The organism is Sporomusa aerivorans (genome assembly GCF_041428895.1).
Lineage (GTDB): Bacteria > Bacillota > Negativicutes > Sporomusales > Sporomusaceae > Sporomusa > Sporomusa aerivorans.
This window is the reverse complement of the sequence record NZ_CP156926.1, coordinates 2060755-2074461: the sequence shown is the minus strand read 5'-3', so window position 1 is coordinate 2074461 and position 13707 is coordinate 2060755. Positions and strand designations below refer to the sequence as shown.

13 protein-coding genes are annotated in these 13707 nt (G+C 45.9%); 1 reads left to right on the top strand and 12 read right to left on the bottom strand.

Annotated elements, in window-relative coordinates:
* Positions 1-2 precede the first annotated feature (2 nt).
* Together SATMO3_RS09445 and SATMO3_RS09440 are read right to left on the bottom strand one after the other, a co-directional pair.
* The gene (locus SATMO3_RS09445; protein WP_371380356.1) at positions 3-1220 is read right to left on the bottom strand and encodes a TrbI/VirB10 family protein; all 1218 of its coding nucleotides are present in this window, start codon (positions 1218-1220) and stop codon (positions 3-5) included.
* Positions 1186-1704, bottom strand: a complete 519-nt coding sequence (locus SATMO3_RS09440; RefSeq protein ID WP_371380354.1) for a TrbG/VirB9 family P-type conjugative transfer protein — start codon at positions 1702-1704, stop codon at positions 1186-1188. The genes SATMO3_RS09445 and SATMO3_RS09440 overlap by 35 nt, the downstream gene beginning before the upstream one ends.
* 354 nt (positions 1705-2058) lie before the next feature.
* On the opposite strand from SATMO3_RS09440, the gene arr reads away from it, so the two are divergent.
* Entirely contained in the window at positions 2059-2475 is a 417-nt protein-coding gene (gene arr, locus SATMO3_RS09435) for an NAD(+)--rifampin ADP-ribosyltransferase (RefSeq protein ID WP_371380352.1), read from the top strand.
* 28 nt (positions 2476-2503) lie between these two features.
* Here the strand turns inward: arr and SATMO3_RS09430 are convergent, their stop codons facing one another.
* From SATMO3_RS09430 to flgL, 10 genes are all read right to left on the bottom strand, one after another.
* Positions 2504-3226, bottom strand: coding sequence for a hypothetical protein (locus SATMO3_RS09430; protein WP_371380350.1), 723 nt, complete (start codon positions 3224-3226; stop codon positions 2504-2506).
* Between the two features lie 36 nt (positions 3227-3262).
* Positions 3263-4150: a helix-turn-helix domain-containing protein gene (locus SATMO3_RS09425; RefSeq protein WP_371380347.1), complete on the bottom strand. Its 888-nt coding sequence runs from the start codon at positions 4148-4150 to the stop codon at positions 3263-3265.
* Positions 4147-4422 (bottom strand): helix-turn-helix domain-containing protein, encoded by a 276-nt coding sequence (locus SATMO3_RS09420; protein ID WP_371380344.1) that lies wholly within the window; start codon positions 4420-4422, stop codon positions 4147-4149. The genes SATMO3_RS09425 and SATMO3_RS09420 overlap by 4 nt, the downstream gene beginning before the upstream one ends.
* A 13-nt stretch (positions 4423-4435) precedes the next feature.
* On the bottom strand, positions 4436-4819 hold the full coding sequence (locus SATMO3_RS09415; RefSeq protein ID WP_371380342.1) for a hypothetical protein: 384 nt from the start codon (positions 4817-4819) through the stop codon (positions 4436-4438).
* Positions 4820-4883: 64 nt separating this feature from the next.
* The gene (locus tag SATMO3_RS09410) at positions 4884-6059 is read right to left on the bottom strand and encodes a ParB/RepB/Spo0J family partition protein (protein ID WP_371380339.1); all 1176 of its coding nucleotides are present in this window, start codon (positions 6057-6059) and stop codon (positions 4884-4886) included.
* Complete coding sequence (locus tag SATMO3_RS09405) at positions 6056-6886, bottom strand: ParA family protein (protein WP_371380338.1); 831 nt, start codon at positions 6884-6886, stop codon at positions 6056-6058. The genes SATMO3_RS09410 and SATMO3_RS09405 overlap by 4 nt, the downstream gene beginning before the upstream one ends.
* Positions 6887-7819: 933 nt before the next feature.
* The gene (locus SATMO3_RS09400; RefSeq protein WP_371380336.1) at positions 7820-9292 is read right to left on the bottom strand and encodes a hypothetical protein; all 1473 of its coding nucleotides are present in this window, start codon (positions 9290-9292) and stop codon (positions 7820-7822) included.
* Between the two features lie 639 nt (positions 9293-9931).
* Entirely contained in the window at positions 9932-10351 is a 420-nt protein-coding gene (locus SATMO3_RS09395; protein ID WP_371380334.1) for a hypothetical protein, read from the bottom strand.
* A gap of 16 nt (positions 10352-10367) precedes the next feature.
* Entirely contained in the window at positions 10368-12326 is a 1959-nt protein-coding gene (fliD, locus tag SATMO3_RS09390; RefSeq protein ID WP_371380332.1) for a flagellar filament capping protein FliD, read from the bottom strand.
* A 20-nt stretch (positions 12327-12346) separates the two neighbouring features.
* Positions 12347-13705 carry a flagellar hook-associated protein FlgL gene (flgL, locus tag SATMO3_RS09385; RefSeq protein WP_371380331.1) on the bottom strand — a complete coding sequence of 453 codons (1359 nt, stop codon included), beginning with the start codon at positions 13703-13705 and terminating at the stop codon, positions 12347-12349.
* Positions 13706-13707: the final 2 nt, after the last annotated feature.

Genomic DNA, 13707 nt, shown 5'->3' with positions numbered 1-13707 from the left:
TTTTAGTCGTCATACGGGCGAAGTGGCAATATATCGGCGACGCGCAGGAGAAAGGGAGTCCCCGGCTCAACGGTGATCGTCGGCATGCGGCCCATTTTTTGCTCCATGAGCTTGCCTGCCACATTGAGCAAATTGCTGGCAGCCCCCTGCGCGGCTAGATTCGAAGCGCTGTAGTTGTCCCCATTGGACGACGTATTGCCGGCGGCAATCGAACCCAGAGCGCCGAGCGCCGTTGTCACCAGCCCGGCCGAAACAACCTGGTCATCATGGTTATCCACTTTGCCCAGAATGCCCGGATAGCCGTCCATGCCGGCGGTTACAATGGTATCACCCATCTGGTACGAGGCTCCGTTTGGCAGCAGGATGCGGCTCCAGCGAATGTTAACACGGGCCTCGCCTAGCTTGGCCCCTCCCTCATAGGTGCCTACAAGCCTTGTTCCCATGGGGATTAAGAGCGTATCGCCATAAAGAGAATCATAGACGTCGGCGGTAAGCTGCGCCGTAACCTGCCCGCCATTGTCGGAGTTAATGCCGCTGATGAGCATAGCCGGCAGCATGGTGCCCGGGGCAAGCGAGTTTTTCCGTGCTGCCTTGTAGGTATTGACGTGCTGTTCCGTCGCGTCGCCTTCCTTCTTGAGCGCAAAGGCAATCGCCGAGCTCCATACTTTCTCCCGCAAAGTCTGCGTCCGCTCCGCCAAGTTCCTCTCCTCCGCTTCACGCGCCCGGATATCGCTGGATAATGTCGGCCTGATTCCAGGGTCGGCCGTCTGATATACCGTCCTGGCCGACGGTTCGTTTCCCATGCCCGTCGACGCTTGCTGTCTGCCGGCAGCGGTCGTTCCGTTCCCCGCTGGCCCCTTCGGTTTCGTGTCTTTTTGCGCGAGTCGCGAAAGGTCGCTGTAATCAGCGGCCAGCTGCGGTACTGCAAGTTTTGCGTCCGCTGCCTCGATCGATTTTTGCTTTGGCTTGGCGGCATCTCTGGAAAAAGCGAAGAAGGAGCCGATGAACGCAACCAGCAGCAGAATGCAAAGCAGGTACACTTTCTTTTTGCTTATCGTGCGGCTCTTTGCCGTTTCTGCTTTCGTGGTTACCTCTGCTTCTTTAGCGGCTGACGCCTCCGGCGGCGTTTCCCGTTTCCGCCCTGCCTTTAATAGCTTCACAAATACCTGTAAATTTTTCAGCATATCAGGCACCGCCTTTCCGGTTCGCCTGCCGGACAATATCCACTTTTTCGCCCTGCGCGCTCTGCAGCCGCGCCCGGTCCAGGATGCCATTCACGATGAAATATTCGCCTTCGCGCTTATACTGTATCGGAGCGGTCCGGCCTTTTTCCTGAAGTGCATATAGAATGGGAAGCTCTTTTTGGGTATCGCCGAGATGGATATAGGTATTCTTGCCATCGTCCCATACGTCGCGCGGCAGCCATCCGGGCGTCGATTTTCCCTGTACCCGGACCTCATAGCGGGATTTGGAATTCCGCGGTAGTGGCAGTTGCTTCTGGGCACGGTTGTCGGCCTCATATTGGGCGATTTCTTCCTCGATGCGATACTCCCAGATGATGATGGGATTATACCAGTCCGCCGCCATAAGCAGCACATGATACCGATGCCGGTCTGTGTTGACAATCAAATTCGTTTGGGCATCCGTTTTGAGCGGTTTCACGTAGATATGCGGCGTGTCCTGTGCGGTACTCGAATCTACCATCCACTGTGCCGTGTCGCCCGCCGCGATATATACCACCTGGTCACCGGCAGAAAGCGCGATTCAGAAGAAGACATGATCTTTCTTCCGCCTTCCCCTAAGAACAGGCCAGGACCAGTGGCCGAGTTATTAATCGTACTTCACCAGTTCTGTTTCTTGTATGCTGCCTTTTATATTGTCCTTATCTACCAGGATGACCCTGAATATATAATGGCTCTGTTCGTAAAGTTTGTTGCTTTTCCAAAAGCTACACATTACATGAATATCCTTCCCACAATCGAACCCGATTCTTTTTTGGGGAATTCGGATACGATAATGTTATACACAAATTTAAAAACATAAAAGAGGTGTAACAGTATGAATGAGAAAGAAGATGTCTTAGATAATGGTCCTTTTTTTCATGGTACTAAAGCAGAGCTAAAAATTGGAGATTTATTAGAACCACAACACTTATCAAATTACCAAGATAAAAAATCTAACTATATATATTTTACTGCAACATTAGATGCTGCTAAATGGGGTGCTGAATTAGCGAAATCTAAATCAAAGGAAAGAATTTATATTGTAGAACCTTTAGGTAAATTTGATAATGACCCGAACTTAACTAACAAAAGATTTTCTGGAAACCCAACACGTTCTTATAGGTCTAAATCTCCTTTGAAAATAATAGCTGAATTAGGTTCATGGGAAAGACATTCCGATGAAGAAATAAATCATATGCTTTCATCTTTAAAAAAGTTGAGTGAAGAAGGAAAAAACGTAATATACGATTAATCCATAGCCTCTTCCGTAAATAGGGTGGCTACCTATTTTCTTGGGCATATAATAAAGCACTAAAGTCAGTCACACCCTTGTCCGGCATTTTTTTGCTCAATGTTTCCCCAAAAATGAACATTACGCCCTTAAAGCGCAGCACATATCTTCCCGCTGTCGATTCCGACACGTAAAACCGCCCGGCGAGCTCGACATAGGTGAGGCATGGATCATAGCACCAACAAAGTAAAAGCTGGCGTTCTTGCGCATTCACATTTTCCAAATATTGCTCCATATATAGTCGCAACTGAACAAGAGAATCTCTTCTTGTTTCCAGTTTCCTGATATAGATAGGATCTGCATATTTCATTCCCTCTGTTAAGTAAAAATCTAAAATGGTATTAAGGTAGCTTTCAACTGCGCAGAGGGCTGGCGGGGACAGGATAAAATCCCCTACTACACCTTCCCGCAAGGCATAAAGACGTTCCAGAATTTCCGCATTCCATACGCCGGCGACTTTAGGCGAAATAAAGAGTTTGGGCGCAACAAAAACCAGCGGCAGCTTTTTCTGATAGCGGAGGCGGAAAAACTCTTGCTTTTCTTTAGGCAGCAGGGTAATCATGGCGGCGACTAAAGCAGCGTCGGTCGGCCTTTCGTCGAACAATTTCCTGGCTAAGCTTAAAAACCAGGCGCGGTTGATTAAGCTTTCCTTGCATATACTGCAAGGCACTCTCCAGGGCACGTATTTTTTCCAGTGCGTAATAATCAGCAATCATGCGTATCAACCTTCCCTTGACCAAAAATAAGTTCATCCGTCTTCCCCCTTTTTCCCTTTATCCGCCATGCGCTTATGTATTCTATCCAGTAATGCCTGAAATTCCGGTGAAAGAGGTTCCCCACGCACTTCTGGCAGCGGCGGTAGTGGCGGCGGCTGAATGATTGTGGGCTTCGGCTTCGGAAGCGGAGCATCATACTCCTGTTTTAGCGCTTGAAACAGCCAGGCGACAGGGTCACGCACCTTACTTTTTTGGGATTCCAGATATAGAAGCTGGATGTGAATCTTGTCTTCCGGATAGCGCTTGAGAAGTTTTTCAATGCTTTCTCCTGGAATGCGGCACCGGATCGCGATTTCTACAAGCTGCTCCAGTGGAACAGCTGCGCTCGCATCCTTTTCTCCTTGCCCCTTGTTTTCTTCACCAGAAAACACACCGGCATCGCTTTGTTGTGTGTGTATTTTCTCTTTTTCTTGTTTAATAGAATACGTATTTTGTAGTGGCTGATTTTCCGTTGACGGTTTAGCCGTCGGCGGTTTTTCCGTTGACGGAAAATCGGTAAATGGTTCCTTTTCCTCGGCAACAGTCATTGGCCGATTTTCGGTAAATGGTTGTTCCGCCTGTATTTGCGGCTCTTCGTAAAGGACATATTCCGTACCGGTGAATTTGCCGCTATTATCATGCAAGCGCCTGCGTATAAGATAGCCGCAAGTTTCTAATTCGTGCAGCGCCGACTGAATAGAGCTTTTTCCTTCGGCGCCAATCACTTTCACCAGCCCGCTGACGCTGTACGTCCAGTTGTCCGGCAGACTCAAGCAGTAGGTAATAAGGCCGCGCGCCTTCAGGGACAGGCGGGCATCCTGCAAGGGAACATTGCTTACGCAGGTGTATTTGTGTTGCTTTTCTACCCGGATGATACTCATGACCCCTCCCCTTTCCGCTCCAGTTGTTCTACACGTGCTTCGAGATTTTTAACCAGCAGCCGTAAATCAATCAGCTCATCATCTTCTAGGAGCTTCTTAACGTCGATCCCATAAAATTGCGCAAGCAGCGTAAGGCTGGCCAAGGTTGGCGTCGTTATTCCTTCCTCCCACCGGTAAATGCTTGTCCGGTCGACGCCTACGTGCCGGGAGAGCTTGGAAATGCTGTAGCCGTTTTTTACTCGCAAACTGCGAATTTTCTCTGCCAATGTCATGCTAAGCACCTCCTTACTTGAGCAGTTCATCAAGTTGGCGCGCACCGCTGTGCAGGCTGTGAATGATTTTTTTCAATACATTCCGTTCTTCCAGACCCACTGGAAAGTTCTCAAATTCCACCGCGATCTGTTTTAGCCGAGTCTGTAAAATCGTCAGGAAATCTGCGGCCAGTGTGTCCAGCGACTGGATACCGGAATAGGACAGGATATATCTCAGGGCCCAAACCTCTTGCTCCAGCTTCCCGGCATGAACTTTCATTTCCTGATAATCCTTCGGCTCAATAATCTGCTCAACAGTCAATACGCCGCGCTCGTTTAGCTCCGTTTCCAACACCATAATTTTCTCTTGCAGCGCGGCAATTACAATTTCTAACTCTTCCCGGCTTGTTTTCTCCACAGGAATTCCCTCCTTCAGCAGCATAAAAAAAGCGGCAGAATCTCTGCCGCCAGTAAATAACTCTTTATCCCACTATGTTCTTTTCCAAACTATCCAGATGTGAAAGTAGCTCCTTCCACACAGCGATTCTACCTACGGTCTGCTTCGAGGTATCTTTTTCTTCTACTAAAAAACGCTCGGCTGTCTGCCGCATCTGATTGCGGCAAAAATCCGCCACCCACAGGATGCTCTTCTTTTGAATCTGTACAGACAGGCTGTAAAAATCCACGATTTCGATTTGTTCCTTTGTCAGACCATCTACTTCATCTTCTTCGGAAACGGCCGCTGCAAATCGTTCCTGAAGATCAGCCGGCAGGGGTGGATTCGCATGAATAGGGGATACGCCGGCAGGTTCCTCTTGGGAAGGGCTCTGTGCCTTTGGTGAAGGGTTTTTTCTGCTTTTCTTGCTACCCTTGCTGCCAGGAATACCTGCCGCTTCCCCTCCTACAGCAAGCTCCTCCTCGCCGGCAGCTTCTTCCCGAGTAGCCGCCGAAGGCTTCTGTGCCCGGATTTCCTCTTTCACCTCAATTGCCGCCTGCACACTCCCGTCTTCTGGCAGGGCCTGTTCTGCCTCTGCCTGCTCTTCCGGCGATAAGCCGGTTAATTCATACGCTGCTGATAATTGCAGTTTTCCTTCCTTGAGACGGTTCAGGAGTGCCGGTGAAAGCTTTGATAACTCCAGCTTTCTTTTCAGCGTTGACTCGGACAATCCCAGTTGGCCTGCAAAATATGCACGGAACTTCCCGCCTGGCTTCTCTTCCTCAAACCGTCTGCGAATAATCGGCTGCAAATATTTCAGCTCATTAAGTTCATCCTCTATGGTTTTGTCGCGTTGGCAGTTGGCCGAAATGATCGCCTCTATTTCGTCTGTTTCTGATTCATAACGGCGTATGATGCAGGGGACTTTCTCCGGAACGGTTTCTCCCTGAGCTTTTAGATACTTTAGAGCGGCAAGCCGCCGATGCCCTGAAATCAGGCGATAGGTTACCCCATCCGGTTGCATCACAACTTCAAGCGGCTGACGAATCCCGTTGCGTAGAATGTCCGCTGCTAAAACCTCTATATCTGCGATACTGTAAAAGTTCTGTTTGTTCGGAGCAAGTGCAGACATATCAAGCAGGTGTATCAATTCCGGCAGAATCTTAGGACTTTGTGAGGCCCGGTTGAAATAGGCATTCATATCCAGTTTTGTTGCCATCATCGTTTCCCACTTTCTTTCGTGTAGATCAATTCTTCCATAAAAAGCTTAAAATCCCGCGAAAATCCGCAACTCGGCGAAAGTGTTTGTATGGAAATTCCACGCTCGGCTGCTTCACTCAGCCGTTTCGCTCCTGTTTTGGTTAAACGAATGGTCGTCGAGAAAATGGGCATTTTCTTCTGGATACTTTCCAAAATTGGGGCAGCATCTGGCGTATATTTATTTAGCACACAACCCCGGAAACGAAGGCGCCGGTCCGGCAACAATTCACTATATCCCTGATCCATTGCGATTCGATCATTCTTCGCCGCCTGCAGTTGTTCGTACATTAAGTCCATGCCATCGCACGCATAGCAATCCGGTGTTGCCACAAAAATAACTTCATTTGCGACCATTAACGCATTGTAGACGCTGGTATTGATGTCCGGCGGATTATCTATAATGCAAAAGTCATATTGTGTACGAACTGGCTCTAATGCCTCTTTGAGTAAAAACTTCTGATTACGATTTTTATATTTATCGGAAAGCATAATGTCAAGATTCACTGCGGCTAGACCCATATCCGCTGAAATGATATCAAGGTTTTCATATGATGTTTTTTGAATAGCCTGTGTCGCTGAAATGCTACCGTCCAAAACTTCGGATAGAGTATTTTCTGTCTGCGCTTGAAAAAAGCGGCTGGCGTTTCCTTGTTTGTCATTGTCAATGAAAAGTACTTTGACCCCTAGCTTTGCCAAGGCGCAAGCAACGTGCGTAGAAAGTGTCGTTTTTCCCACGCCTCCTTTTAAGTTCATGAAGCAGAATATAATCATACCGGTACTGTGTTCCATTGAATTGTCTCCTCCTTTTGAGATAAAAAATAGACGTCTGTTTTACTTGCAGACGTCTACTTGCATTTGTGGATTTGACACCAGTGGCACGTACTATAGCCGTAACTAAAAAATATCGGTTATCCTCTTCCTTAGCCTTCGAAAACGCTTCTTCGCCCCACGGATACCAATCTATCGGATTATGCGCGTGCTGCAATAAATACGGACTCTTCTCATTCGCCAGTGTAATTCACCAATTACATGGGACACGTGGACAGGTTCATCATCCCTATTATATCCGGCCAATTACGCTTTTTGACCTTCCCTCATGTCCCGCAGACGGCATAACAAAACACGGGGGCAGGTACCTTGTTTCAAGACCTAAGCAAAAAGAAGCACTGCCCCTCTTTTATATAGCCCCCCAATAGAAGACTACTTCGGGTTCCTGAATACTAAAAGCTCTTCCAATACCGCCTCCAGTTTTTGAAGTATGCTTGTTTGGTCGGTCACAAATTTGAAAGTCATAAAGTGGTCATCGACAGAGCTTCCCACCTGTCCACTGACCTCTAAATGTCCATGGTCAGACAGAAGACTCATGGGTACGGTACTAATGATTCGTTCGTTCTAAATTCAATAGTCCATGTCCGTCCTAGCTTAAAGCGAATCGTCGGAGCCGTCCCTGATTCTTTCTATGCCAGCTTACTCCTCGCGAGCTGTGTACGTTAGCACGAAATACTTTCTTTTTCACATCAATGAAAAAGAAAATAAGCAGAACTATCTTTTAACACTAGCTGAATTTGACAAGGTAATTCAATTAAAATCTAAAAAACCTTATTCCTATTTTGATAAGGCCGAATTATTAGCACAATCAGGAAAAAAAGACTTTTGCTTACGGCCGGTTCACCCCCAAATAAGAACCAACCTCAACAGAAAGGAACTTGCTTCATGTGCATGTCATAGTTCTGGAATTTGAACTTTTAATAATTCTAAAACCTTCCCGTCATCATAGAACGCTTTTACCGGATATATTTCAGCCACTTTCGCTTTGCCGCTTGTGAGCGCGACTGCTAAGATTGGACTTACTCTATTGTTAAAAGTAATCTGTCGTATTTCTTGCGGTTTCATAGGTTCTTTCTTAATAGATGCAACGGCATTACCAACATTAAGAACCTGATTCGTCTGTTTATCCCTATAAACTACAGCAACTTCAATTGCACTCAAGCGTTTATTAGTGTTATTACCTACTTCCGCCGAAATATTTACAGGAAGGGAGAAAGATGTTGACTTCGCCTGCCCATCCCGTACGACCCACTCAGAATCTTCTAAGGAACCACCTTCTGGAAGACTTGCTGAAAAGTCTAGCAATTTTACTGTTAATGTTGATTGAATAACATCCTTATTCGCGAGATAAGGGAATACCGCAAGAGCTTTACGGTATTTTTTTATTTTATCTATTACTGCATTAAAATCTGCTCCGCAAATAATTCTATATTTTCCGTTCTTTTCTTGAAGTTCAAAAGACACTCTCATCTTGTCACCATTGGCATCAGAATAAAAGAACGCTGTCGCCTTTGATAAATCACCTTTATTTGAAAAGACGAATGAATCAGTAATAGGTAGTTGTGTAAACGAACCAACACCCCTTTCAGCCTCCTGTTTAACCATGACCCATTCACCTACTCTTATTCTCTCCTCACCACTATCAAAGAGGCGTCCTTGCTCAACAGCATTTAAAATCTCAGCCTTTAATACCCCAGAGTCTTCTGATTGAAGAAATGAATCAAGGTCGACATACTGAGTAAAAGCATCTGGATCTCTATCTTTTAAAGCCTTGATTGCCTGCGATACCGCGTATTGCGGTATGTCGGTCCTCCAACCCATGTAGTTGACTAAGTGGGTGTTGAAGCCGAAACGATAGATTGAGAATAAAGAAATTATAAAAACGACTACTAAGACGCAGACTACTCCTCGAATACCACCTTCAGGTGATTCTCCGCTCTCAATAATTCTGGCTATTTTTTTGAAATAAGTACGTAAGGAAAACACTCCGCTTATCGCCGCTAGTAACAGAAAGATTGGAATCAATATTAATCCCATAACGTTACCCTCTATGTTTGAAAAAAGGAAAGGCGCAATGAAGATCATCACGATAAAAGGACATTGGGCGGCAAAGAACGCCTCAAGGACCTTGGTTGGCGTCACCCGTGGAGAAAAAATTCTGCTTATCGCATATGCAAATATAATCTGTACCAAGAGAGCTATCATACCGATAAAGACATACACTGAGTAGAATTCTTTAGCTAAACAGACAGCATTCGTTGAGACTGGATAATGCATTCCGAGGTAATTGGTAATAGCGAAAGAACCGAAAATGCAAATTGGATTAAGTAACGACCATAGCATAAACTTCAAACATTGCTGAATCATATTCTTCGCCCCCTTAATATTGAGACCCCACCACCTAATAAAACCCTGGCAAAAATATCTTTGCCCCTACCATTGAGATAACCCAATGGTTATAATGCTTCTCTTGTTTCCGTTAAACTAGGGCCACCAAATAAACTTCTTTGCGTAACAAGTATTTGATGTGCTGTATATTTATCATAAGTTTTCAAGACTTCGCCTCCCCATAAGAGAAACAATAAATTACCATTCTTTAATCATTATCGCTAATATTCATCTTCTTATTAAAACTAAAAGAAAAATCCTGCATTATTTGAATGAATGCAGGACCTAGACCTGTTACTTTTATGAACATGGCACCACTGTCATTTCAGAAACTGTTTACACGCTATAAGATACATCATAGAATGCTTTAGCCTTTTGGCTCAAAATATTCACAACGTCAATTTTCCGAGAAAACCAAATAAAAACTACCTGCCTAGAAGAAAAGTTTCGCCGATTTATTCTTAAATAAAAAGATAGCCGCCTGAATTGGCGGCTTCATTGAACAACTCAGCGCGAGAATCTTTCAGTTGACGCACTGTTGTTTTACTCTGTATCGATTATGTTAACTCGTCGTAATCTTACCTGCAACTACTATTTCTTTAAGCAATCCTTTTATGCCTACCCTTTTTGATTTAAGCAATTCCCCGAGAAGGCTTTCCTTTGATAATCATAGGAATTTCGCAATTTTACATCATTCTCAACCCGCCGTAAATCAGCAGCAATATGATTTTTTTCTATTCTGGCATCCTCTATGGCAGCCTCATTGTCCTTTATAACTTCCTGCAGCTTAGCTGCAACCAGCAAAATCATCTTTTTCATTTCTTCATCAGCCGCTGCAAGACTTACCGCACCGACTTTCATAATGGTTTCCCACTCTAGCAAATACTGCTCCCGCTCCCGTAAAAGCCGCAACAGCCCTTTCATTTTACGCTGCTGAATAAATTTTATTTGGTACTTGGTATTGGCGCTGATTTTTTGCAGAATCTCCAATTTCCTGGTCAACAACTCATATGCCGCGCCGTCAGCTTGCTCCGTCATTATCCATCAGCTCCGATCAAGAACTGGCAAAGGAAGAAAGAAAAGAAGCCTGGGACGCCAGCTTTTCTAGAGCCGTTTCCATATTGCTAAACTGCATATAATACCGGTTACGCAGGGTATCCAGACGTTTTTGCTCTGCCTTAATGCGGCTTGCTAGCGTCTCCATATCTTTAGCCAAAAAGCTAGACGTATCAGAAGCATCTCCTGGCGATCCCGCCTTTTCTAAAAGAAATCCTTTGCGGCCGTTTGAATCCCGGACAATGCCCAAATTGTCCTGTATGATGTCGTACAGTCTAAAGGCCAGGCCTTCTTCCTGAGTCCTGATACTTCTCTGCTTATTGTCAAGGGAACGAACGGTAAGAGTTCCGGGATAAGACTCCGACTTCTTGGTAAAAAGATCCATTACCGACTGCGGATCACTAGCAATTGCATTCTTCAGCTTATCTACTTTATCCGGATCAATGTGCAACTGCCCCTTTTCCGAATAGGCGCCAGTGGTAATTCCGATCTGAGCCAGGTTGCTCATCTGGCCTTGCACGGAAGACATCAAGGCGCTCCGCATATTATACAGCAGATTTTTCACGACGGAATCATTCTGCAATAACCCAACTTGGGCTTTTTGGTTCCAATTCTTAATATCATTTTCTAGCATAGAACCGGTTTGCTCATCGGTAAGCGGGGGATAATTCCGGTCATAGTTTTCACCAATTTTATCATTCAGTTTCTTTATCAGCGCATTATAATCTTTAATAAAATTATCGATTTTAGCATATATGCCGTCGCTGTTTTGACTCACGCCAATCGTGGCATCCGTTGTCGTTTTCTCCTTCAGATTATAGGTTATGCCGTCCTGAACAATCGAATTGGAGCTGCGGGTCAGACGCTGACCGTCAATTTCCACAATCGCATCCTGACCTTCGGTTTTGTCTGTCAGCACTTTAGATGCAAAGTTACCGGCAGTATCCACTATGTCGAGTGTCTTGCCGGCGCCGGTATTTTTAGCGGTTATGATAAACTGGTCGGTATTCTCATCATACTTCATTGTTACATTGGCATCTTTATCTTTATTGATGGTATTCATCATGTCATCCAGCGTATCATCTTTATCAAAAGTAAATTCCTTTCCATTAATCATAAAAGAAATTTCCCCTGCGGCATCAAATATAAATGGCGTCTTCAACTCCTGCCCAATGGCCGACAAAGATGCAGCCGTATTCAACCGGTTCGATAAAATGGAACCGGCTTTAAAACCAAGTGCGGCGAACGCTCCTTTGCCATCGACATCACCAACGGCAATACTGCCGGCGCCGCCGCCTTCAGTAGGAACAATCTTTAAGTAACCGTTGCCATCTTCGCTGACCGTCACTTTATTAATCGCATTGCCTTTACTGTCTGTAGTTGTGCCGATAGCCTTATTAATCGCTGCCTGCACATACTCAACGCCGGTCTGGTTAGCCGGATTATAGTCAGAATCAAAGGTCACCGCCCGGGTTGTCCCATCCACTTGGATAAGAAAACTCTTCCCTTTAAGTGCCGCGTAATCAGGCTTAGCAGACCCGGCCACGTCTTTACTCACCCCTTTGGCACTGGTTTGTATTGCGGCTTTTGCCAACTGATTGACTTTGACCTTATGGGTTCCCTTGACAGCTTTGCCCCCGGCGGTCGCCGATACGGCGCCGCTGTCACTGCTAACCGTAAATTGCTGAAAAGTTCCTTCATTCAACATACTATCCGGTGAAGCTACATTTAAATACTTATCGGTCAAAGCCTGCAGGTCACTGGTAATAGTCCGGTATTGATCCCTTCTCCACGTATCCATTTGTTGCGCTTGCTTTAATCGATTCAGTTTTCCCGACTCTGCAACCATGAGTTTTTTAACCAGTGAATCCACATCTATACCGGAGGACAAACCGCTAAACCGCGTAATTCCATTTACGGTAGTGGGACCGACCCCACCACTAGAAGAAGTAGCCATGTTTTCTCCCTCCTTTTTCGTTAGCCGAGATAATCAAGTAAGCTTTTACTAACAGCTTTGGCCGTAGCGGCGAGCGAACTTTCATAAACCACCTTGGCTGCGGCGGCGTTCATTTCTGCTTCCCCCGCATCAACTGATTCATTAGTCGCCATTAACTTGGTATAAACCGTCTTGTCATCTCCCAGCCTGTTATCGGCAATTCCTGCCGTATTCTCTCTGGCCCCTAAGCCTGCATTCACGGCCGAAATCCGGTCAAGATCAGCATCCAGGTCGCCAAGGATACTTGACAGAGTAAATGGAGTTGTTTTGACAGTGCCGCCGGCGGTTGGTGTCGTAGCACCAACAAAAGACCCTGCAGCATTGCCGCTGACAGCGACTGCGCCAGTGGCGCTGGTTGATGCCGATGTAAAGACCAGTTGATTTTTGTTGTTTAAGGATACTGTAACCTTGCCATTTAATGCGGATGCGCTGATCTCTTTATTGATGGCGGCAACCAGCGCTGACGGCGATACATAGTTTCCTGCCGGAATGGTGATATCTACCAGTGGGCCGCCATCCACTGCCAGAGTTAGCTTATCATTGGTGCCTGCCGTAACTGTAGAGCCGACGCCCGGAAGAGCAACAGACCCTGTTGACGCAGCATAGGCAATGGATTTATAACTTGTTTTCCCCTCTAACCCCAGCATCAATTTATCAAGGGTAGCAAATAAATTATGGGCCGGATCGGAACCAACGATATCCTGGCCTTCGACATTCACGGTAAGCTGATTATTAAAACCAACGTTATACTTCAGCGCCTGGCGGGCTCCCGTATCCTGATAGGCTTTTCCGGCGCTAACAGCATCCGCATCAGGCGATACCGCTCCGTTCATATTCATAATTTTACCTTTGTAGGTAATCCTCTCAACTGTAGATCCTCCTGCCGTAACAGTGGTCATGCCAAACGGCTCTTTATCCGTTTCATAACCGGCGAAGATATATCTACCGGCATAGGACGTATTCAAAATCTGAACGGCCGTCTTTTTCAGTTGTGACACTTCCTGCTTAATCGCATCCAGATTTGCAGGATTCATCGTTCCGGTATTGGAAGCCTTTACCGTTAATTCACGCATTTTCTGCACCACGTCATGCAAATCATTTAATGCGCCTTCGCTCACCTTCATCCAACCAGTAGCATCTTCGACATTCTTATGATACTGAGCTACAGAAGAGACATAATCCCGGTACTTAACCGCCTGGGTAGCCACTTCCGGGTCATCCGAAGGCAGCTGAATTTTAGACTGGGTAGCCTGCTGCTGCTGAGTCTTATCCATGCGCCGCATATTATTTCCAATATTATACAAGCTATTGGCCATCATCATATTGCTGGTAACTCTCATAC